Here is a 12,956-nt window from a genome sequence, read left to right on the forward strand (position 1 = left end):
TGACGGGTTCAGTATGTGACAAGCTAGCGAACAGATAAATATGGGAAGAACGAATTCATAATTCCATACTCAGCAGTAATAACCACTTGTTGCTTGATGGAGAATTCATCGCTGTTAGTATCATTAGCAGAACAAATATGGAGCCATCCCTCAACGATATCGCGCTCTTTATAGAGGTTGTCGAGAGCCGCAGCTTTACGCGTGCCGCCTCGGCGCTGGACATGCCCGCGTCTACGCTTTCGCGCCGAATCAGTCAGTTGGAACAGCATATCGGCATACGTCTGCTTCATCGGAGCACCCGCAAAGTTGAGCTTACCGAAGCGGGCGCCGTTTACTTTGAGCGCTGCCAGCACATTATCACCGAAGCCCGCATCGCGCATGAACAACTGACCGAGACAGCCCAGCAACCCAAAGGAAAGTTGCGAATATCCATGCCCTCCAGCTTTGCCCTTACTTATATGCCGCAGGCTATCCAGGAATTTGGGCTGCGCTATCCCGAAATTCAGTACAAATACGGCCTGAGCGGGCAGCCCGACTCAAGCGTTCAGGTGCCTTGTTCTTTATGGCTTGTGCATCCTGTCATGCAACGGCAGTCCGGAATCAGCCCATTGCGATAGTGCAAAAAAGTCGAGCTGTCCCATTCCGGCCTGCTGGAACGACGCGCTGACCTGCCGGACCATCGAACTCAGAGGCAGTGCCAAATCAACTGCAGCACCCTCTCGGACTGCGAGGCCGGCATCCTTGGCTACAGTGTCCAGGCTCGCCGATGTGGCCGCCCATCCCAATGACTTCAGCATGTCGGCCTTGTACTGTATCAGCGGCGAAGACACGGCGCTTTCAGCCATTGCATCGACGATCATCTCGCGAGAAACGCCCAATCGCGTGGCCAGAGCAATGGCTTCGCCGACTAACAAGGGCACACAGCCCGCAATGATATTGATAGCGAGCTTGATGGCGCGCGCCTCTTCAGATTCACCACAGAAAATCACACGAGATCCAAGATGACATAAATAAGACTGCGCAGCGGCAAACGCGCGTTGCGTCCCGGAACAGTAGATGGTCAGTGTGCCAGACTCGGCAAGGCTGACACTACCAGAAACTGGCGCGCGGAGATATCTGTCTGCTTGGCGTCCGGCAGCAACCTGCCTCGACGCGCTCAACGATACGGTACTCATGTCGACCAGGGTGACAGCCGGATCAAGCATGGATCCGACCTTAAGAAGAGCTTCATCATCTGACACCATTGAGAACACTAGATCGCATTTTCGGCTCAGCGCTGCAACGCTGCCACACTCCGTCGCGCCTTGCTTTGCCAGCTCCTTGGTTGCTGTAGCACGCAAATCATAAACGGCAACCGGTATGTTGTTGTTCAGTAGGCGTCTGCACATAGGCGTGCCCATCTTGCCCAAGCCTATCCATCCCACATGAAGTTTAGTTTCCATTTTTATGCACCGAAATAAAGACGCCTGATTAAATCGCTGTTGTTCAGAGCCGTACGAGTGCAAGCCTCTAATTCGATCTTGCCGTGTACTAGCACATAGCCTGCGTCTGCGATTCGCGACGCTTGGTGAAAGCTTTGCTCCGCCATCAGTACGGTCAAGCCGAGTGACGCCTTCAACTTGGCAATAGTCTCCATTGTTCGAGTCACAAGGATCGGCGCTAATCCTACGGATGGCTCATCTATGATCAGAAGGCGAGGCGAAGACATCAGCGCGCGGCCCAAAGCCACCATCTGCTGCTCGCCACCGCTCATCGTGGACACCACTTGGCGCCGACGCTCGGCAAGACGGCCGAAGATTGAGTAACAAACTTCCAGATTGGCTGATCGTGCTGCTCGAGCGTGGCGTGGAAATGCCCCCAGCAGCAGATTTTCTTCCACGGTAGACTGCGGGAACAGTCGACGCCCCTCGGGCACGAGCACGATTCCCAGCTCCACGATTTCCTGCGTACTGAGGCCCAGGAGATCGATTTCATTTCCGTCGATGTTCGCAGTGATTGTGCCCCTATTCGCCGGCAGCATGCCCATGATGCAACGAATAACTGTCGACTTACCGTTGCCATTGGTGCCCAGCAATAGTGTCGTTTGACCGGAATCAGCGTCGAGCGACACCTCGCTCAGTACCTGGATGGCACCGTATCCAGCGGACAGACCCTTGACTGTGAGACTTGCGTGTTTATTGTCCAAGATATGCCCTCTCTATGCTGCTAAGTGCCAGAACGTTGTCCGGCACTCCGTCCGCGATTTTTTCGCCAGCCACTATGACGATCAGCCGCTGCGAAAATCGCGTAACGGCTCGCATGATGTGTTCAATCATGATCACCGATGTGCCGTTGGAGTTGAACTTCAGCAGTAGATCGAGAATCTCGTCCACCTCTGACCCAGACAATCCAGCCATCGCCTCGTCGGCGATGAGAAGATGGGGCGATGTCGCGATGCCCTTGGCCAGTTCCAATTTACGCAGTTCCACCTGAGTCAGCTTGTCCGGCATGACATCTAGCTTGCGGCCCAACCCAACATCACAAAGAGCGCGTGCGGCGACCCCCCTGATTACTTCAGCGGAATTGGCACCCGGTCGGTGAAGAAGGGGCGTGGACACGTTGTCGAGCAACGTCAGGCTCCAGAAAGGCCTGGGCAACTGAAAAGTGCGAACCAAACCGCGATGGGCGCGCTCGTGTGGCGGCAGGCGTGTGATGTCCGAGCCCTGAAACTGGATACACCCTGCACTGGAGGCTGTAACACCAGTAATGCAATTTACCAGCGTGCTTTTGCCAGAGCCGTTGGGGCCGATAATGCCAAGTCGCTCACCTGGATTAAGCTCAAGGCCAACGCCGTTTAGGGCGGTGAAACCTCCATACTTCTTTACAAGCCCTGTGACTGAGAGTTGTGGATTGATTGGCTCAGTCATGGCGAGCCTTTCGCAACTGTTTACGTATCCCTGCCAAACCGTTGGGTGCCGCTACAAGGAACACTATCATTAGAATGGCAACGAGCAGCAGGTGAAACGATGACGATATAGTAACGACTGCTATCTGCTGGATCACGGCGACGAAAATGGCACCCAATACCGGCCCAACCCAGGTACCGATGCCGCCGATTAGCACCATGGCCATCGTGTTGGCCGACATGGTCAGCCCGAAAAGCGACGACGGCTCAACAAACGTCAGGAAGTAGGCCGCCGGCGCACCAGCCGCCCCCATGAGCGCGCCACTCACGACGGCTGCCCATAATTTGAGCTTGAGTGTGGGAATACCTGCAGCTTCCGCCGCCAGTTCGTCGTCCTTCAATGCCTTCAAACCCGCGCCCGCGCGTGATTCTTCGATAAAGCGTCCTAACCACACAGCTGCGATGGCCATCAGCAGCATTGCCATAAAAAGATACTCGGTATAGCTGCTTAGAAAACCCGTGGTGAGATCCGGCCGAACAACGAGGGCACCTCGCGCGCCGCCGATGTAGTCCCAGTTCGTTATCAACGTCTCCAGCAACACTACTAGTGCCAACGTCGCGATCGAAAAGTACGCCCCCTTGACACGCAGCGTCAGATAACCGATCAACATTCCAAGCACGCCACTGACGATGGCCGCACAGCCAATGAGTATCGCGAGATTGCCGACGCCCAGCTTAAGTAGCAGCACAGCGACATAACAGCCAGCGCCGAAAAGACCCGCAGTGCCGAAGTTGACATAGCCTGCGTAACCGCCCAAGATGTTCCAAGCTACCGCCAGCACTACGTATTGTAGGACAGTGTAAGAAGCGAACCAGAGATATTCTGAACCGGCGAGATGCAGAGCGCCGAACAGGAGCGCGCCAACCGCCACGAACATGGCATTAAACATCCATTCCCTTTGATTGGCGACTGCGATCCGATGAGTGCGCAAGGCAATATAGGATTCTAATGAGTTCTGCACTGTTATCTCCTAGCGTGCAAATAGACCTTGCGGCCGAATTACCAGCGTCACAAGAAGTAGTACGAAGGCCACACATAGAGACCACTCTGGCCCTACGTACGTGGCGGTGAAGTTTTCGAGAACCCCGAAGACGACTGCTGCGACCCACGTCCCTCGTACACTTGCCAAGCCGCCGAGGATGCAGATAGAGAACATCCGGCCCAAATAAGTGTGGCCAGCCCAGGGGTCTACAGGTTGAATGAGCAGCAAGCAGATGCCCGCAAATGCACCGAGCGCCAAGCTTAGACCGAAGGCGAAGCTGCGGATACGTAGTGGGTCAATTCCTACGAATCTGACGGCAAGCTTGTCCTGACCGACAGCCGCAACAGCCCTGCCAATGAAGGTGTGCCGCAAGAACGCGATCATTCCTCCGCCCAGTATGGTAGCCGCCACAAATGGAATCAACAGCCGCATTGGCAAACTGAATCGGCCGATTTGCAGAGTTGTAGAGACGTACCATGCCGTGTTTATTTGTCGACGTTCCGGCCCAAATATCATAGCCAGCCCCGTCTCAAGCAAAAACAGCAGAGCGAAGAAAAGAGCCAATGCCTCGATGGATCCGCTTCGCTTGACCTCAAAAACCTTGAAGTACTGCCGGTAAAAGTACTTGCCAATAAAAAAGAAGCCTATCAGAACAAAGAGCCCGCACAGAAAGGGGTCCAGCCCGAAACGTGTTGCGGCAGCTTGGGTCAAGATGGCGGCACAGACCATAACAGCCGGCTGAGCTATGTTGACCACATCCAACATTCCAAAAGAGAGTGTTAGGCCAAGGGTTGCGAGGGCATAGAAACCTCCAAGCAGTAAACCGGAAATTAGCGTATTGACGAAGAGATCTATCATCATGGCGTGCCCTACCTGGCAAGGTAGGGCGTGACAACATCGCCCGTCTTGAACTGTGGCGGATAAAGGATTACTTGGACGCCAGGATGCTTAAATTGCTCAAGACTGTTTGGCGTCACATTGCGATATTGGACGAGCAAACTACGTTCTTGCGTCCACTCGCCGCCATCACCGAACCGCACCTCGCCGACTACTGTCTTGAACGCAGCCGAGCGCAGGACGTTCGCTATTAAACCTTGATCGAGCGACCCAGCCTTATCCACGGCCTGCGCAAGCACTTCCATGCGCGCATAAGCAAACGGGGGCACATAGAAACCCAGTGAATCAGCTCCTACTTTCTCCGCACGCTGCTGGTATTTGCGCAGGAACGCGCTAACACCTGGGAAGTCCATCGTTTTCTCTGGTACATATACGTCCCACGTCACCAAGTTGTTCAGCGCTGGGCCCATTTGCTTCTTAAACTGGCCTACCTGTGGTCCAATCACAGGGCCTCCGACCATCATCGCCTGTACACCTACCTCTTGGAATGCGCGAACGAGGCCTGCAGAATCTCCTGGTAGGGTAGCAAGGAAAATCAGGTCGGGCTCCACCGCCTTGATCGACCGCGCTATCGGGCTGAAATCCACAGTCGACGGCGGATATGAACGGTCGTACACCACTTTGATTGAGTGGCCCTCCAGGTTCTGCCTGATACCGTCAGTGGCCTTCTTCGGAAACTCTGCATCGGCACCGACAATGGCAATCGACTTCGGAGCGGGGTTCAAAGTCGTGGCAACTTGCACGAAGCCTTTCGATAGCGACAGTGCAGGTTCGGGGCCCAAAGGCATCATCGAAAAGTAGCGGTTGTATTTGAACAGCGAGTTGGCTTGGGTACCAAACAATCCGATGTAGGCCATCTTACGCTGAATGACGGAGGGCATCGCTGCGATGACATGTGCGGTGCTGTATCCAGAGAGCACTAGATCTATCTTGTCAACATCCAGCAATTTGGCATAGATGCCCGGTATCGCCGAAGACGAGCTTTGATCATCGTAATACACGAGCTTTACGGGACGCCCAAGCAACCCACCTTGCGCGTTGATCTCTTCGTTCCAAATCTGGGTTGCCAGCAGTGCCGCTTTGCCGCTGGCTGCCAACGCTCCGGAAAGGGATATTGAAAAGCCAATTTTTATAGGCTTGGGGCTCTGCGCGTGGCTTATTGCCGGAATGCCCACAAGTGAAAGTGCTGCTGCACTCAGAAGCTCTCGCCGTGTAGTCATGATTTTCGCCCATTTATGAACATGATGGAGCAATGATGCAAATTAATGCACACGTGTGCAATCGGGTGAAACCCTAACAATAACGGGTCCGTGGTTCCGATGCAGTCAAAGCTCTTGCACATGGAACGCGATTAGTTTTTTCCTGGGCAGATCCTTCAACTATGCAGCGGCGATAGTGGACGAAAAGGGCGTATTGCACGCTATGGACTTGTTTGCCACGGAGTTGCGCCGTAATACAGCAATGCTAGGGTTGACTCGACTCACCGATGTGGATGCCAAATATTTATATAGTGTGTTCGCATACTGCTAGCTAAGAGGCATCAGTGACGCAGTAGGAGCAAGAGCCGAAATTTGTTTGTTTATGAGTGCCTGCAAATACCTACCACGCTCTATGATTGTTTGCGTAAATTGGTGTTTGCAGTAAGCATTCGCTGGTGCCCCCCCGTGAGTCGAGCACGGCACCAACGGATTATAAGTTCGTCGCCAACGGGCTACGCCTAGGAAAATCAAGCATAGGTGAGCGTAAGCTACAGAACAAAAAAATAAACTGCGACACTAGTTTAGGGCAGCTTGGAGAAGGTGGGCAAAACTAAGTTCTGTACCGCTGGAGTACCGCCCTCTGGAGCAATATTGAACCCGTAGGAGGTCATGGCAATGGCTCCCACGGATTGACGATGGTCACTCCCGTAGGCTTGAAATCGGCCACGTTGCGCGTGACCACCTCCATGCCGTGTACCAATGCCGTCGCCGCTATGAGCGCGTCGCGCTCACCGCGCTTGTCAGGCACATGCAGCCGAGCGCTGCGCCACCGCGGTATCGATAGGCAACGTGCGTCCGGAGAACTCGGGTAAGACGTGCTGATCCAGCCACGCGCGCAGCATGACCCTCTGAGTTGCGTCCTTGCGTTCAATCGACAAAACGCCAAGCTCCAACTCCATGATGGTGATCGCCGATACGAAGAGGTCGGCGGCATCGACGCTTTCCGTCCATGCCGTCATATTCACATCGGCTTTGCCAAGCCGTACCTTGCGCAGCTCGGACAGGACGTTGGTATCGAGCACATACATCATCAGAGATCAGCCGGTCGGGCTCCAATGGTCACGCGCGGTGGCTCAAACTCGATGTCTGCAACACCTGGCATCGCCAGCGCATCAGCAATGTTGCGTCGCTGCTTGGTCAACCGCTGATAGTCATCGAAGCTTAACAGCACGTGAGCAGGTTTACCGCGATCCGTGATGAACACCGGGCCGCTCTTGGTGGCCTTCTTTGCTCGCGTCACGTCCTGATTCAACTCTCGACTAGATAGGGTCGTGATGGTCATAGAGCGCCTCCAGCATCAGCAATAGTAGGAACGTTACTACAAAACCAATCGAAAGGGCTCTTCCTCATTAAAGGGGACACCGACGGCTCTCCATCATTAAAGGGGGACAGCGACATTCATTAAACTTGTTTTTGCGAAGAACGAGCTTAATGGAAGGAATGCCGATGTCCCCAGTCGATTCTATCTTAGGAATCCAAGATTTAGTAGTTGAGCATGTCGAGCGAGGCCGAGAGATTCATGTCTGGGCCAAGCCGTGTTGTGAATGGTGGGCGGTACTGGGTTCGAACCAGTGACCCCTGCCGTGTGAAGGCAGTGCTCTACCACTGAGCTAACCGCCCCAGGCAACGATACTATCGTGCTGGAGAATTGAGGCCGCTAGTTTAGCACAAACCTGAACCTGAACATCCAGCGCTGGCGGATAAGCGGCTGGCGGCAGGACAAAGCCTGCCCTCAGCCGTCACGCCCTTAATTTCCGCCCCGCCAGTTCCAGCAACAGCAGCAAGACCGTGATGATGATCAGGAACGCGCTGATGGCGGCGATGATGGGTTCCATGTTCATGACCAGACTGTTCCATATCCTCACCGGCAATGTTTCGCTTTCCAGGCCAGAGAGGAAAAGAGAAATAATCAGCTCGTCAAAAGACGTCAGAAAGCTGAAGAAGGCCGCCGAAATGATCCCCGGTGCCGCCATGGGAATCACAATACGTGTAAACGTATAAGTCTTGCTTGCCCCGAGACCTTCGGCAGCGCGTTCAATGGACACATCAATCCCTTGCAGCGAGCTGATCAGAATCAACAGCACGATGGGCAGTGCCAGCGAGGCATGACAAATGGAAATCCATATTCTCGAGCCCACCAGGTCCAGCGGTACGGACGCAAAATACAGTGCTACGGCAGTGATAATGGTAGGAATGATCAAGGGCAAAAGACAGAATGAAATGATCAGCTTCTTGTTGCCGAACTTGCCTCTGACCAGCGCATAGGCGCCAAGAAACCCGAGTGATGTCGAAATCAGGCTGGATAGCACGGCGATCATCAGGCTCGATAGCAAAGCGTTCATCCACTCCGGGCTCGAAAAGAACTCGACATACCAGCGCGTGGAAAAGGCAGTCGGTGGGAAGATCATGTAGCTGCTCTTCCCAAAGGACATGACGACAACGATGAGTATCGGTGCAATCAGAATCAGGCACAGGACGCCTGTTATCAGGTTGGTGATGCTTATCTGCTTGAGCATGTTCATGTCGCCTCTCCTATTTGCCCAGCATCTTGTCCAGGTCGGTGTACCGGCAATAAATCGCGTAGATCACCAGGGTGATGAGCAGCAGAAACAGCGATAACGCCGAGGCGAGCGGCCAGTTCATGGTGACTTCGATATTGCGCTGTATGAGCATGGCCATCATGACATCGCTCGGGCCGCCCATCAGCGCAGGGGTGATGAAAAACCCGACGGCCAGAATGTAGACAATCAGAAAGCCGGAGACGATGCCAGGCATGCTAAGCGGGAAGAACACCCGGCGAAAGACATAGAAATTCGACGCCCCCATGCTTCGTCCTGCCTGCATGAGCCACATGTCGATGCCCTTCATTGTTGAAAACAGAGTCAGCACAAAGTATGGAAGCAAGACGTACGTCATGCCGATCACGACGCCGGTCATGTTGTACATCAGATTGAGCGGCTTCTCGATCAGGCCGATATACATCAAGAACTCATTGATGACGCCTTTTGTGCCCAGAATAATCATCCACGAATAGGTTCTGACAATAATGGACGTGAAGTACGGCACAATGACGCAGATGATGATCAATGTGAACTTGAGTGAATGCGATCTGGCCAGCGTGTAGGCGATGGGATAGCCCGCCAACAGAGCCAGCAGCGTCACCACGAACGATATCCATACGGTTTTCCAGGCAACGGTCACAAACAGCGACGAGGTAAAAGTCTCGTACAGCATCGCTGCGAAGTTGCCTTCGAAATCGATCGCCGATTTGATGAAGAACCATGCAATGGGCAGCACGAAGAACAAAAGAAGAAAGCCCAGAACGGGATAGATCAACCGGTCGGTGCCCGACGAAGGCCGTTGTGCGCTCAGCGCGCCCTCGCGCGGCAAGGCAAGGTCAGCCATGATTGATAATCCTTATATCCGAGGCTTGCTTCCAGCCTATGGCTACAGAGTCGCCCACATCAAAGGAACGCATATCAGATAAGTTGGCTGAGTCGGCATATATGCTGAACTCATCATCCAGGCCAATCTGATACCTGACAATGCTGCCCAGGAACGAAACGTTCCGGATGCATCCTGTCAGCCCGCTGTCGCTCTGGCTCATGGTGCCGGTCAGGGGCGCCAGCACCACTCGCTCGGGGCGAATGAAAAGATGGTCGCCGTCTTGCATGCCCATGCGCTGCCGATAATCAACCGCAAGCCGTGAATAAGGCAGTATGTTGGCCTCGCCAAGAAAGCCTGCGGCAAAGACATTGCGCGGCGACTCGTACACTTCTTTTGGCCGGCCCAGTTGCTCTATACTGCCATTGTTCATGATCGCGATGCGATCAGACATATTCATGGCTTCTTCCTGATCGTGCGTCACAAAGACGACCGTCATGTTCAGCTTGCGCTGCAGCTCCTTGATCTCCATCTGCATCTGATATCGCAGATTCTTGTCCAGCGCGCCAAGGGGTTCATCCATCAATACGACTCTGGGATGAAACACCACGGCGCGGGCCAGCGCAACACGTTGCTGCTGGCCACCGGACAATTCTTTGGGGAGACGCTTGGCGAACGACGACAACCGCACCAGATCAATAGCCCACTGCGCCCGTTCAAGACATTCTTTGCCGGAAAATTTCCTGACCTTCAAAGGAAACATCACATTTTCCAGCACACTCATGTGCGGGAACAAGGCATAGTTCTGGAACACCATGCCTAGATTGCGCTGCTGCGGACTCAGATAGCTGATGTCCGCCTCATCCAGCAGTATCTGACCTGAATCGGGCATTGCAAAACCGGCGAGCATCATCAGCGTGGTGGTCTTGCCTGACCCGCTCGGCCCCAGCAAGGAAAAGAACTCGCCGGGCGCAATGTCCAGGTTGATGTCATCAACGACGGTCAGTTCGCCGTACTTTTTGGTAATGCCGGCGAATCGAATGCGTCCGCCGTTGCTCACGCTTGCAGTGCCCATTTTGCCCACTCCTTACCAACTTCCGAACGGTTCTTGGCCCACCATTTGGCATCCAGCAGAAAACCATGCTCACGCGTGCGATCCCCGCCTGGAATCTTTTCACGCAGATCGGGGGTGAGCGCCTCATAAGCTGTCTTGGTGACCGGCCCGCTATTCCATAAGGAACTGAATTTGCTTTGCACTTCCTGGCTGAGACAGAAGTCGATGAGTTTCTGCGCATTTTCCTGATTCCTGGCCTTCTTGAGTATGGAATATGCCTGCACATGCACCCCATGCTGATTCCAGTTGATGGCCAGCGGCGATCCGCTTTCGATGCCTTTGAGAATGCGTGTGCTCCACACCGAGCTTACGTCGGCTTCTCGGGTTGACAGCATCTGTACTGACAACGCGCCGGATGACCAGAACTTGGCAATCGCCGGTTTGATACGCGACAAGGACGCGAACGCACGAGGAAGATCGAGCGGGTAAAGCTTGTCCATAGGGACGCCATCGGCCAGCAACGCAAACTCGATATTCGGGGCGCCCGTATCGATATCTGCCAGCGCCCTGCTTGCGGGAATGCGCTTGTAATCCCAGAAATCGGCCCAATTTGCGGGTACGGAGCCCTGGTTGAATTTTTCGAGGTTGTACCCCATTACATCCGCATATACAAAATTCCCGACATAGTTGTCGTGCTTGTACTCTGGAAGAATATCGTCCGGATCGGTGTACTTGAACCCCGCATAGTTCAACGGCGCGAGCTCGTCTTCCCATTGCAGCAACACGCTGTCATCGTTGTCGATGATATCGATCTCCACATTGCCCGATTTCAGCATCGCCTCCAGCTTTCCCGTCGTCGTCGCTACCGGGATCACACGAATGCCGGTTTCCTTGGCAAAGGGCTCATAGATAAGCTTTTTCCGGATGTCGTCGTAGGCCCCACCCGGAGAGCGGATCACAACCCGCTCTTGCGCCGCTTCCGCATTCTTTACCCAGAACATCGGGGCTGCCAAGGTGGCGCCCGCCAGCTTCAGGACCGAGCGCCGCGAAACCGGGCTGGTCACCAATCTGTTTTGTTTGCTCATGATGCTGTCTCCTAAAATCGATTTATAGCGTAAGGTGCAACGTCGATGGTGTTGGCGGTACCTGTAATCAGGTTTGCCAGTATTTCGGCAGATACAGGCGCGCCGGTGATGCCGGTATGGCCATGGCCAAAACCCAAGAACAAACCGGGCATATTGTCGAGCCCCCCGAGGATGGGCAGGCTGTCTGGCGTCGAGGGGCGAAACCCCAGCCAGAAACGGTCTTTTCGACTGGTGTCCAGTGCGGGAAACAGCCGCTTGGCATGCGCGACAAGGGCTGCTTCCCGGCTCATGTCCGGCTCAGCGTCCAGGCCGGCAATTTCCACAAAACCAGCAACCCGGATGCTTTCTCCCATGGGCGTTACGCCAAACGCATGCTCTTTATGCATCACAGGCATCGGTAAATCCAGTGCACTGCTGTCGAAAGACACGTGGTAGCCGCGCTCGGTCTCAAGTGGAATATCAATGCCCAAACCCTTGAGCAGCCTTTTGCTCCAGGCGCCGGCACAGATCACGACGCGGCTCGAGCGCAGATCGCTGCAACTGGTAATGATGCGAAAACCTGCCCCATCTGAGTGAGGGCTGATTCCATTGACCCTTTGCTGCAGGAACTCGCCCCCGCCATCGATAAATTGCTGGAACAGACGCTGCACCAGTTGATAAGGCGTGGCAACATAGCCATTGTTTTCGTAGAGCTGTGCGCGGCGCACTGTGCGCGCCATGCCAGGCATCAGCTCGGTAATTTCCTCAACACTCAGGTCTCGCGCGACCACCCCCTGCTCCGCGCGCAGGCGGTCGGCAAGGAGGTCTCCCGCGGATTTTCTGGGTGTATCCCATACGTGCAATTGCCCGCTCAGCCGTATCACTTCATTGAAACCCCTAGCTCCAAGCAGATTCCGATAGTGGACCAGGGCATCCTTGTGAAGTCGCCTGAGTGCGCGACAGAGAAGCGATACGTGCTTTTCGCTGGCTCCCGATCTGATCCATTTCAACAACCATGGCGAAGCGTAAGGAAGATAGCCGGGGCGGACACTGAGTGGCCCTTGCGTGTCGAACAACCACTTGGGGACGTTCCTGAGCATGCCCGGCATCGCAATGGGAATGCAACTGTCTATGCTGACCAGGCCCGCATTGCCAAAGGAGGCGCCGGTTCCCGGATCCCGCTCGTCGATGATCCGCACCGCGACGCCACGCTGCTGCAGCGCCACGGCCGTGCATATACCGACTATGCCTGCACCAACAATGCTGACCCGCTCCATATTGCTCCCTGTGCTGTCTTCGTGCGAAGCGCATGAATGCTCATGGGCAGAAATACGTCATTCTTTTGTTCTGCCCGCTGTGTTCTCCAGTGCC

At 54.6% G+C, this 12,956-nt stretch carries 14 protein-coding genes, 1 tRNA gene and 1 pseudogene; 2 read left to right on the plus strand and 14 right to left on the minus strand.

The window, feature by feature from the left end:
• Positions 1 to 137 precede the first annotated feature (137 nt).
• Positions 138 to 617: a LysR family transcriptional regulator gene (locus ERE07_RS06300; RefSeq protein WP_130007964.1), complete on the plus strand. Its 480-nt coding sequence runs from the start codon at positions 138 to 140 to the stop codon at positions 615 to 617.
• Here ERE07_RS06300 and ERE07_RS06305 read toward each other — a convergent pair.
• From ERE07_RS06305 to ERE07_RS06330, 6 genes are all read right to left on the minus strand, one after another.
• Positions 561 to 1,442 carry an NAD(P)-dependent oxidoreductase gene (locus ERE07_RS06305; RefSeq protein WP_130007965.1) on the minus strand — a complete coding sequence of 294 codons (882 nt, stop codon included), beginning with the start codon at positions 1,440 to 1,442 and terminating at the stop codon, positions 561 to 563. The two genes, ERE07_RS06300 and ERE07_RS06305, sit on opposite strands and share 57 nt — an antisense overlap.
• A gap of 2 nt (positions 1,443 to 1,444) precedes the next feature.
• Positions 1,445 to 2,185: an ABC transporter ATP-binding protein gene (locus ERE07_RS06310; protein WP_130007966.1), complete on the minus strand. Its 741-nt coding sequence runs from the start codon at positions 2,183 to 2,185 to the stop codon at positions 1,445 to 1,447.
• The gene (locus tag ERE07_RS06315) at positions 2,175 to 2,906 is read right to left on the minus strand and encodes an ABC transporter ATP-binding protein (RefSeq protein ID WP_130007967.1); all 732 of its coding nucleotides are present in this window, start codon (positions 2,904 to 2,906) and stop codon (positions 2,175 to 2,177) included. The genes ERE07_RS06310 and ERE07_RS06315 overlap by 11 nt, the downstream gene beginning before the upstream one ends.
• On the minus strand, positions 2,899 to 3,834 hold the full coding sequence (locus ERE07_RS06320; RefSeq protein WP_130007968.1) for a branched-chain amino acid ABC transporter permease: 936 nt from the start codon (positions 3,832 to 3,834) through the stop codon (positions 2,899 to 2,901). The genes ERE07_RS06315 and ERE07_RS06320 overlap by 8 nt, the downstream gene beginning before the upstream one ends.
• Positions 3,835 to 3,915: 81 nt before the next feature.
• Positions 3,916 to 4,788: a branched-chain amino acid ABC transporter permease gene (locus ERE07_RS06325; RefSeq protein WP_130007969.1), complete on the minus strand. Its 873-nt coding sequence runs from the start codon at positions 4,786 to 4,788 to the stop codon at positions 3,916 to 3,918.
• 8 nt (positions 4,789 to 4,796) lie between these two features.
• Complete coding sequence (locus ERE07_RS06330) at positions 4,797 to 6,044, minus strand: amino acid ABC transporter substrate-binding protein (RefSeq protein ID WP_130007970.1); 1,248 nt, start codon at positions 6,042 to 6,044, stop codon at positions 4,797 to 4,799.
• Between the two features lie 175 nt (positions 6,045 to 6,219).
• Here ERE07_RS06330 and ERE07_RS21625 point away from each other — a divergent pair, with 175 nt between their 5' ends.
• On the plus strand, positions 6,220 to 6,354 hold the full coding sequence (locus ERE07_RS21625; protein WP_167670757.1) for an alpha-hydroxy-acid oxidizing protein: 135 nt from the start codon (positions 6,220 to 6,222) through the stop codon (positions 6,352 to 6,354).
• Between the two features lie 336 nt (positions 6,355 to 6,690).
• On the opposite strand, the pseudogene ERE07_RS06340 reads toward ERE07_RS21625, so the two are convergent.
• From ERE07_RS06340 to ERE07_RS06375, 8 genes and pseudogenes are all read right to left on the minus strand, one after another.
• Positions 6,691 to 7,114, minus strand: a pseudogene (locus ERE07_RS06340) (PIN domain-containing protein).
• Positions 7,114 to 7,365, minus strand: a complete 252-nt coding sequence (locus tag ERE07_RS06345) for a type II toxin-antitoxin system Phd/YefM family antitoxin (RefSeq protein ID WP_130007972.1) — start codon at positions 7,363 to 7,365, stop codon at positions 7,114 to 7,116. The pseudogene ERE07_RS06340 and the gene ERE07_RS06345 overlap by 1 nt, the downstream one beginning before the upstream one ends.
• A gap of 263 nt (positions 7,366 to 7,628) precedes the next feature.
• Positions 7,629 to 7,703: transfer RNA gene (locus tag ERE07_RS06350), tRNA-Val, on the minus strand.
• Between the two features lie 119 nt (positions 7,704 to 7,822).
• Positions 7,823 to 8,605 carry an ABC transporter permease gene (locus ERE07_RS06355; protein WP_130007973.1) on the minus strand — a complete coding sequence of 261 codons (783 nt, stop codon included), beginning with the start codon at positions 8,603 to 8,605 and terminating at the stop codon, positions 7,823 to 7,825.
• Positions 8,606 to 8,615: 10 nt separating this feature from the next.
• Positions 8,616 to 9,488, minus strand: a complete 873-nt coding sequence (locus ERE07_RS06360; RefSeq protein ID WP_130007974.1) for an ABC transporter permease — start codon at positions 9,486 to 9,488, stop codon at positions 8,616 to 8,618.
• Entirely contained in the window at positions 9,481 to 10,542 is a 1,062-nt protein-coding gene (locus ERE07_RS06365; protein ID WP_130007975.1) for an ABC transporter ATP-binding protein, read from the minus strand. Before ERE07_RS06365 ends, ERE07_RS06360 begins: the two co-directional genes overlap by 8 nt.
• On the minus strand, positions 10,524 to 11,606 hold the full coding sequence (locus ERE07_RS06370; RefSeq protein ID WP_130007976.1) for an ABC transporter substrate-binding protein: 1,083 nt from the start codon (positions 11,604 to 11,606) through the stop codon (positions 10,524 to 10,526). Before ERE07_RS06370 ends, ERE07_RS06365 begins: the two co-directional genes overlap by 19 nt.
• Before the next feature lie 11 nt (positions 11,607 to 11,617).
• Entirely contained in the window at positions 11,618 to 12,862 is a 1,245-nt protein-coding gene (locus ERE07_RS06375; protein WP_130007977.1) for an NAD(P)/FAD-dependent oxidoreductase, read from the minus strand.
• Positions 12,863 to 12,956: the final 94 nt, after the last annotated feature.

The organism is Allopusillimonas ginsengisoli (assembly GCF_004153455.1).
Taxonomy (GTDB): domain Bacteria; phylum Pseudomonadota; class Gammaproteobacteria; order Burkholderiales; family Burkholderiaceae_B; genus Allopusillimonas; species Allopusillimonas ginsengisoli.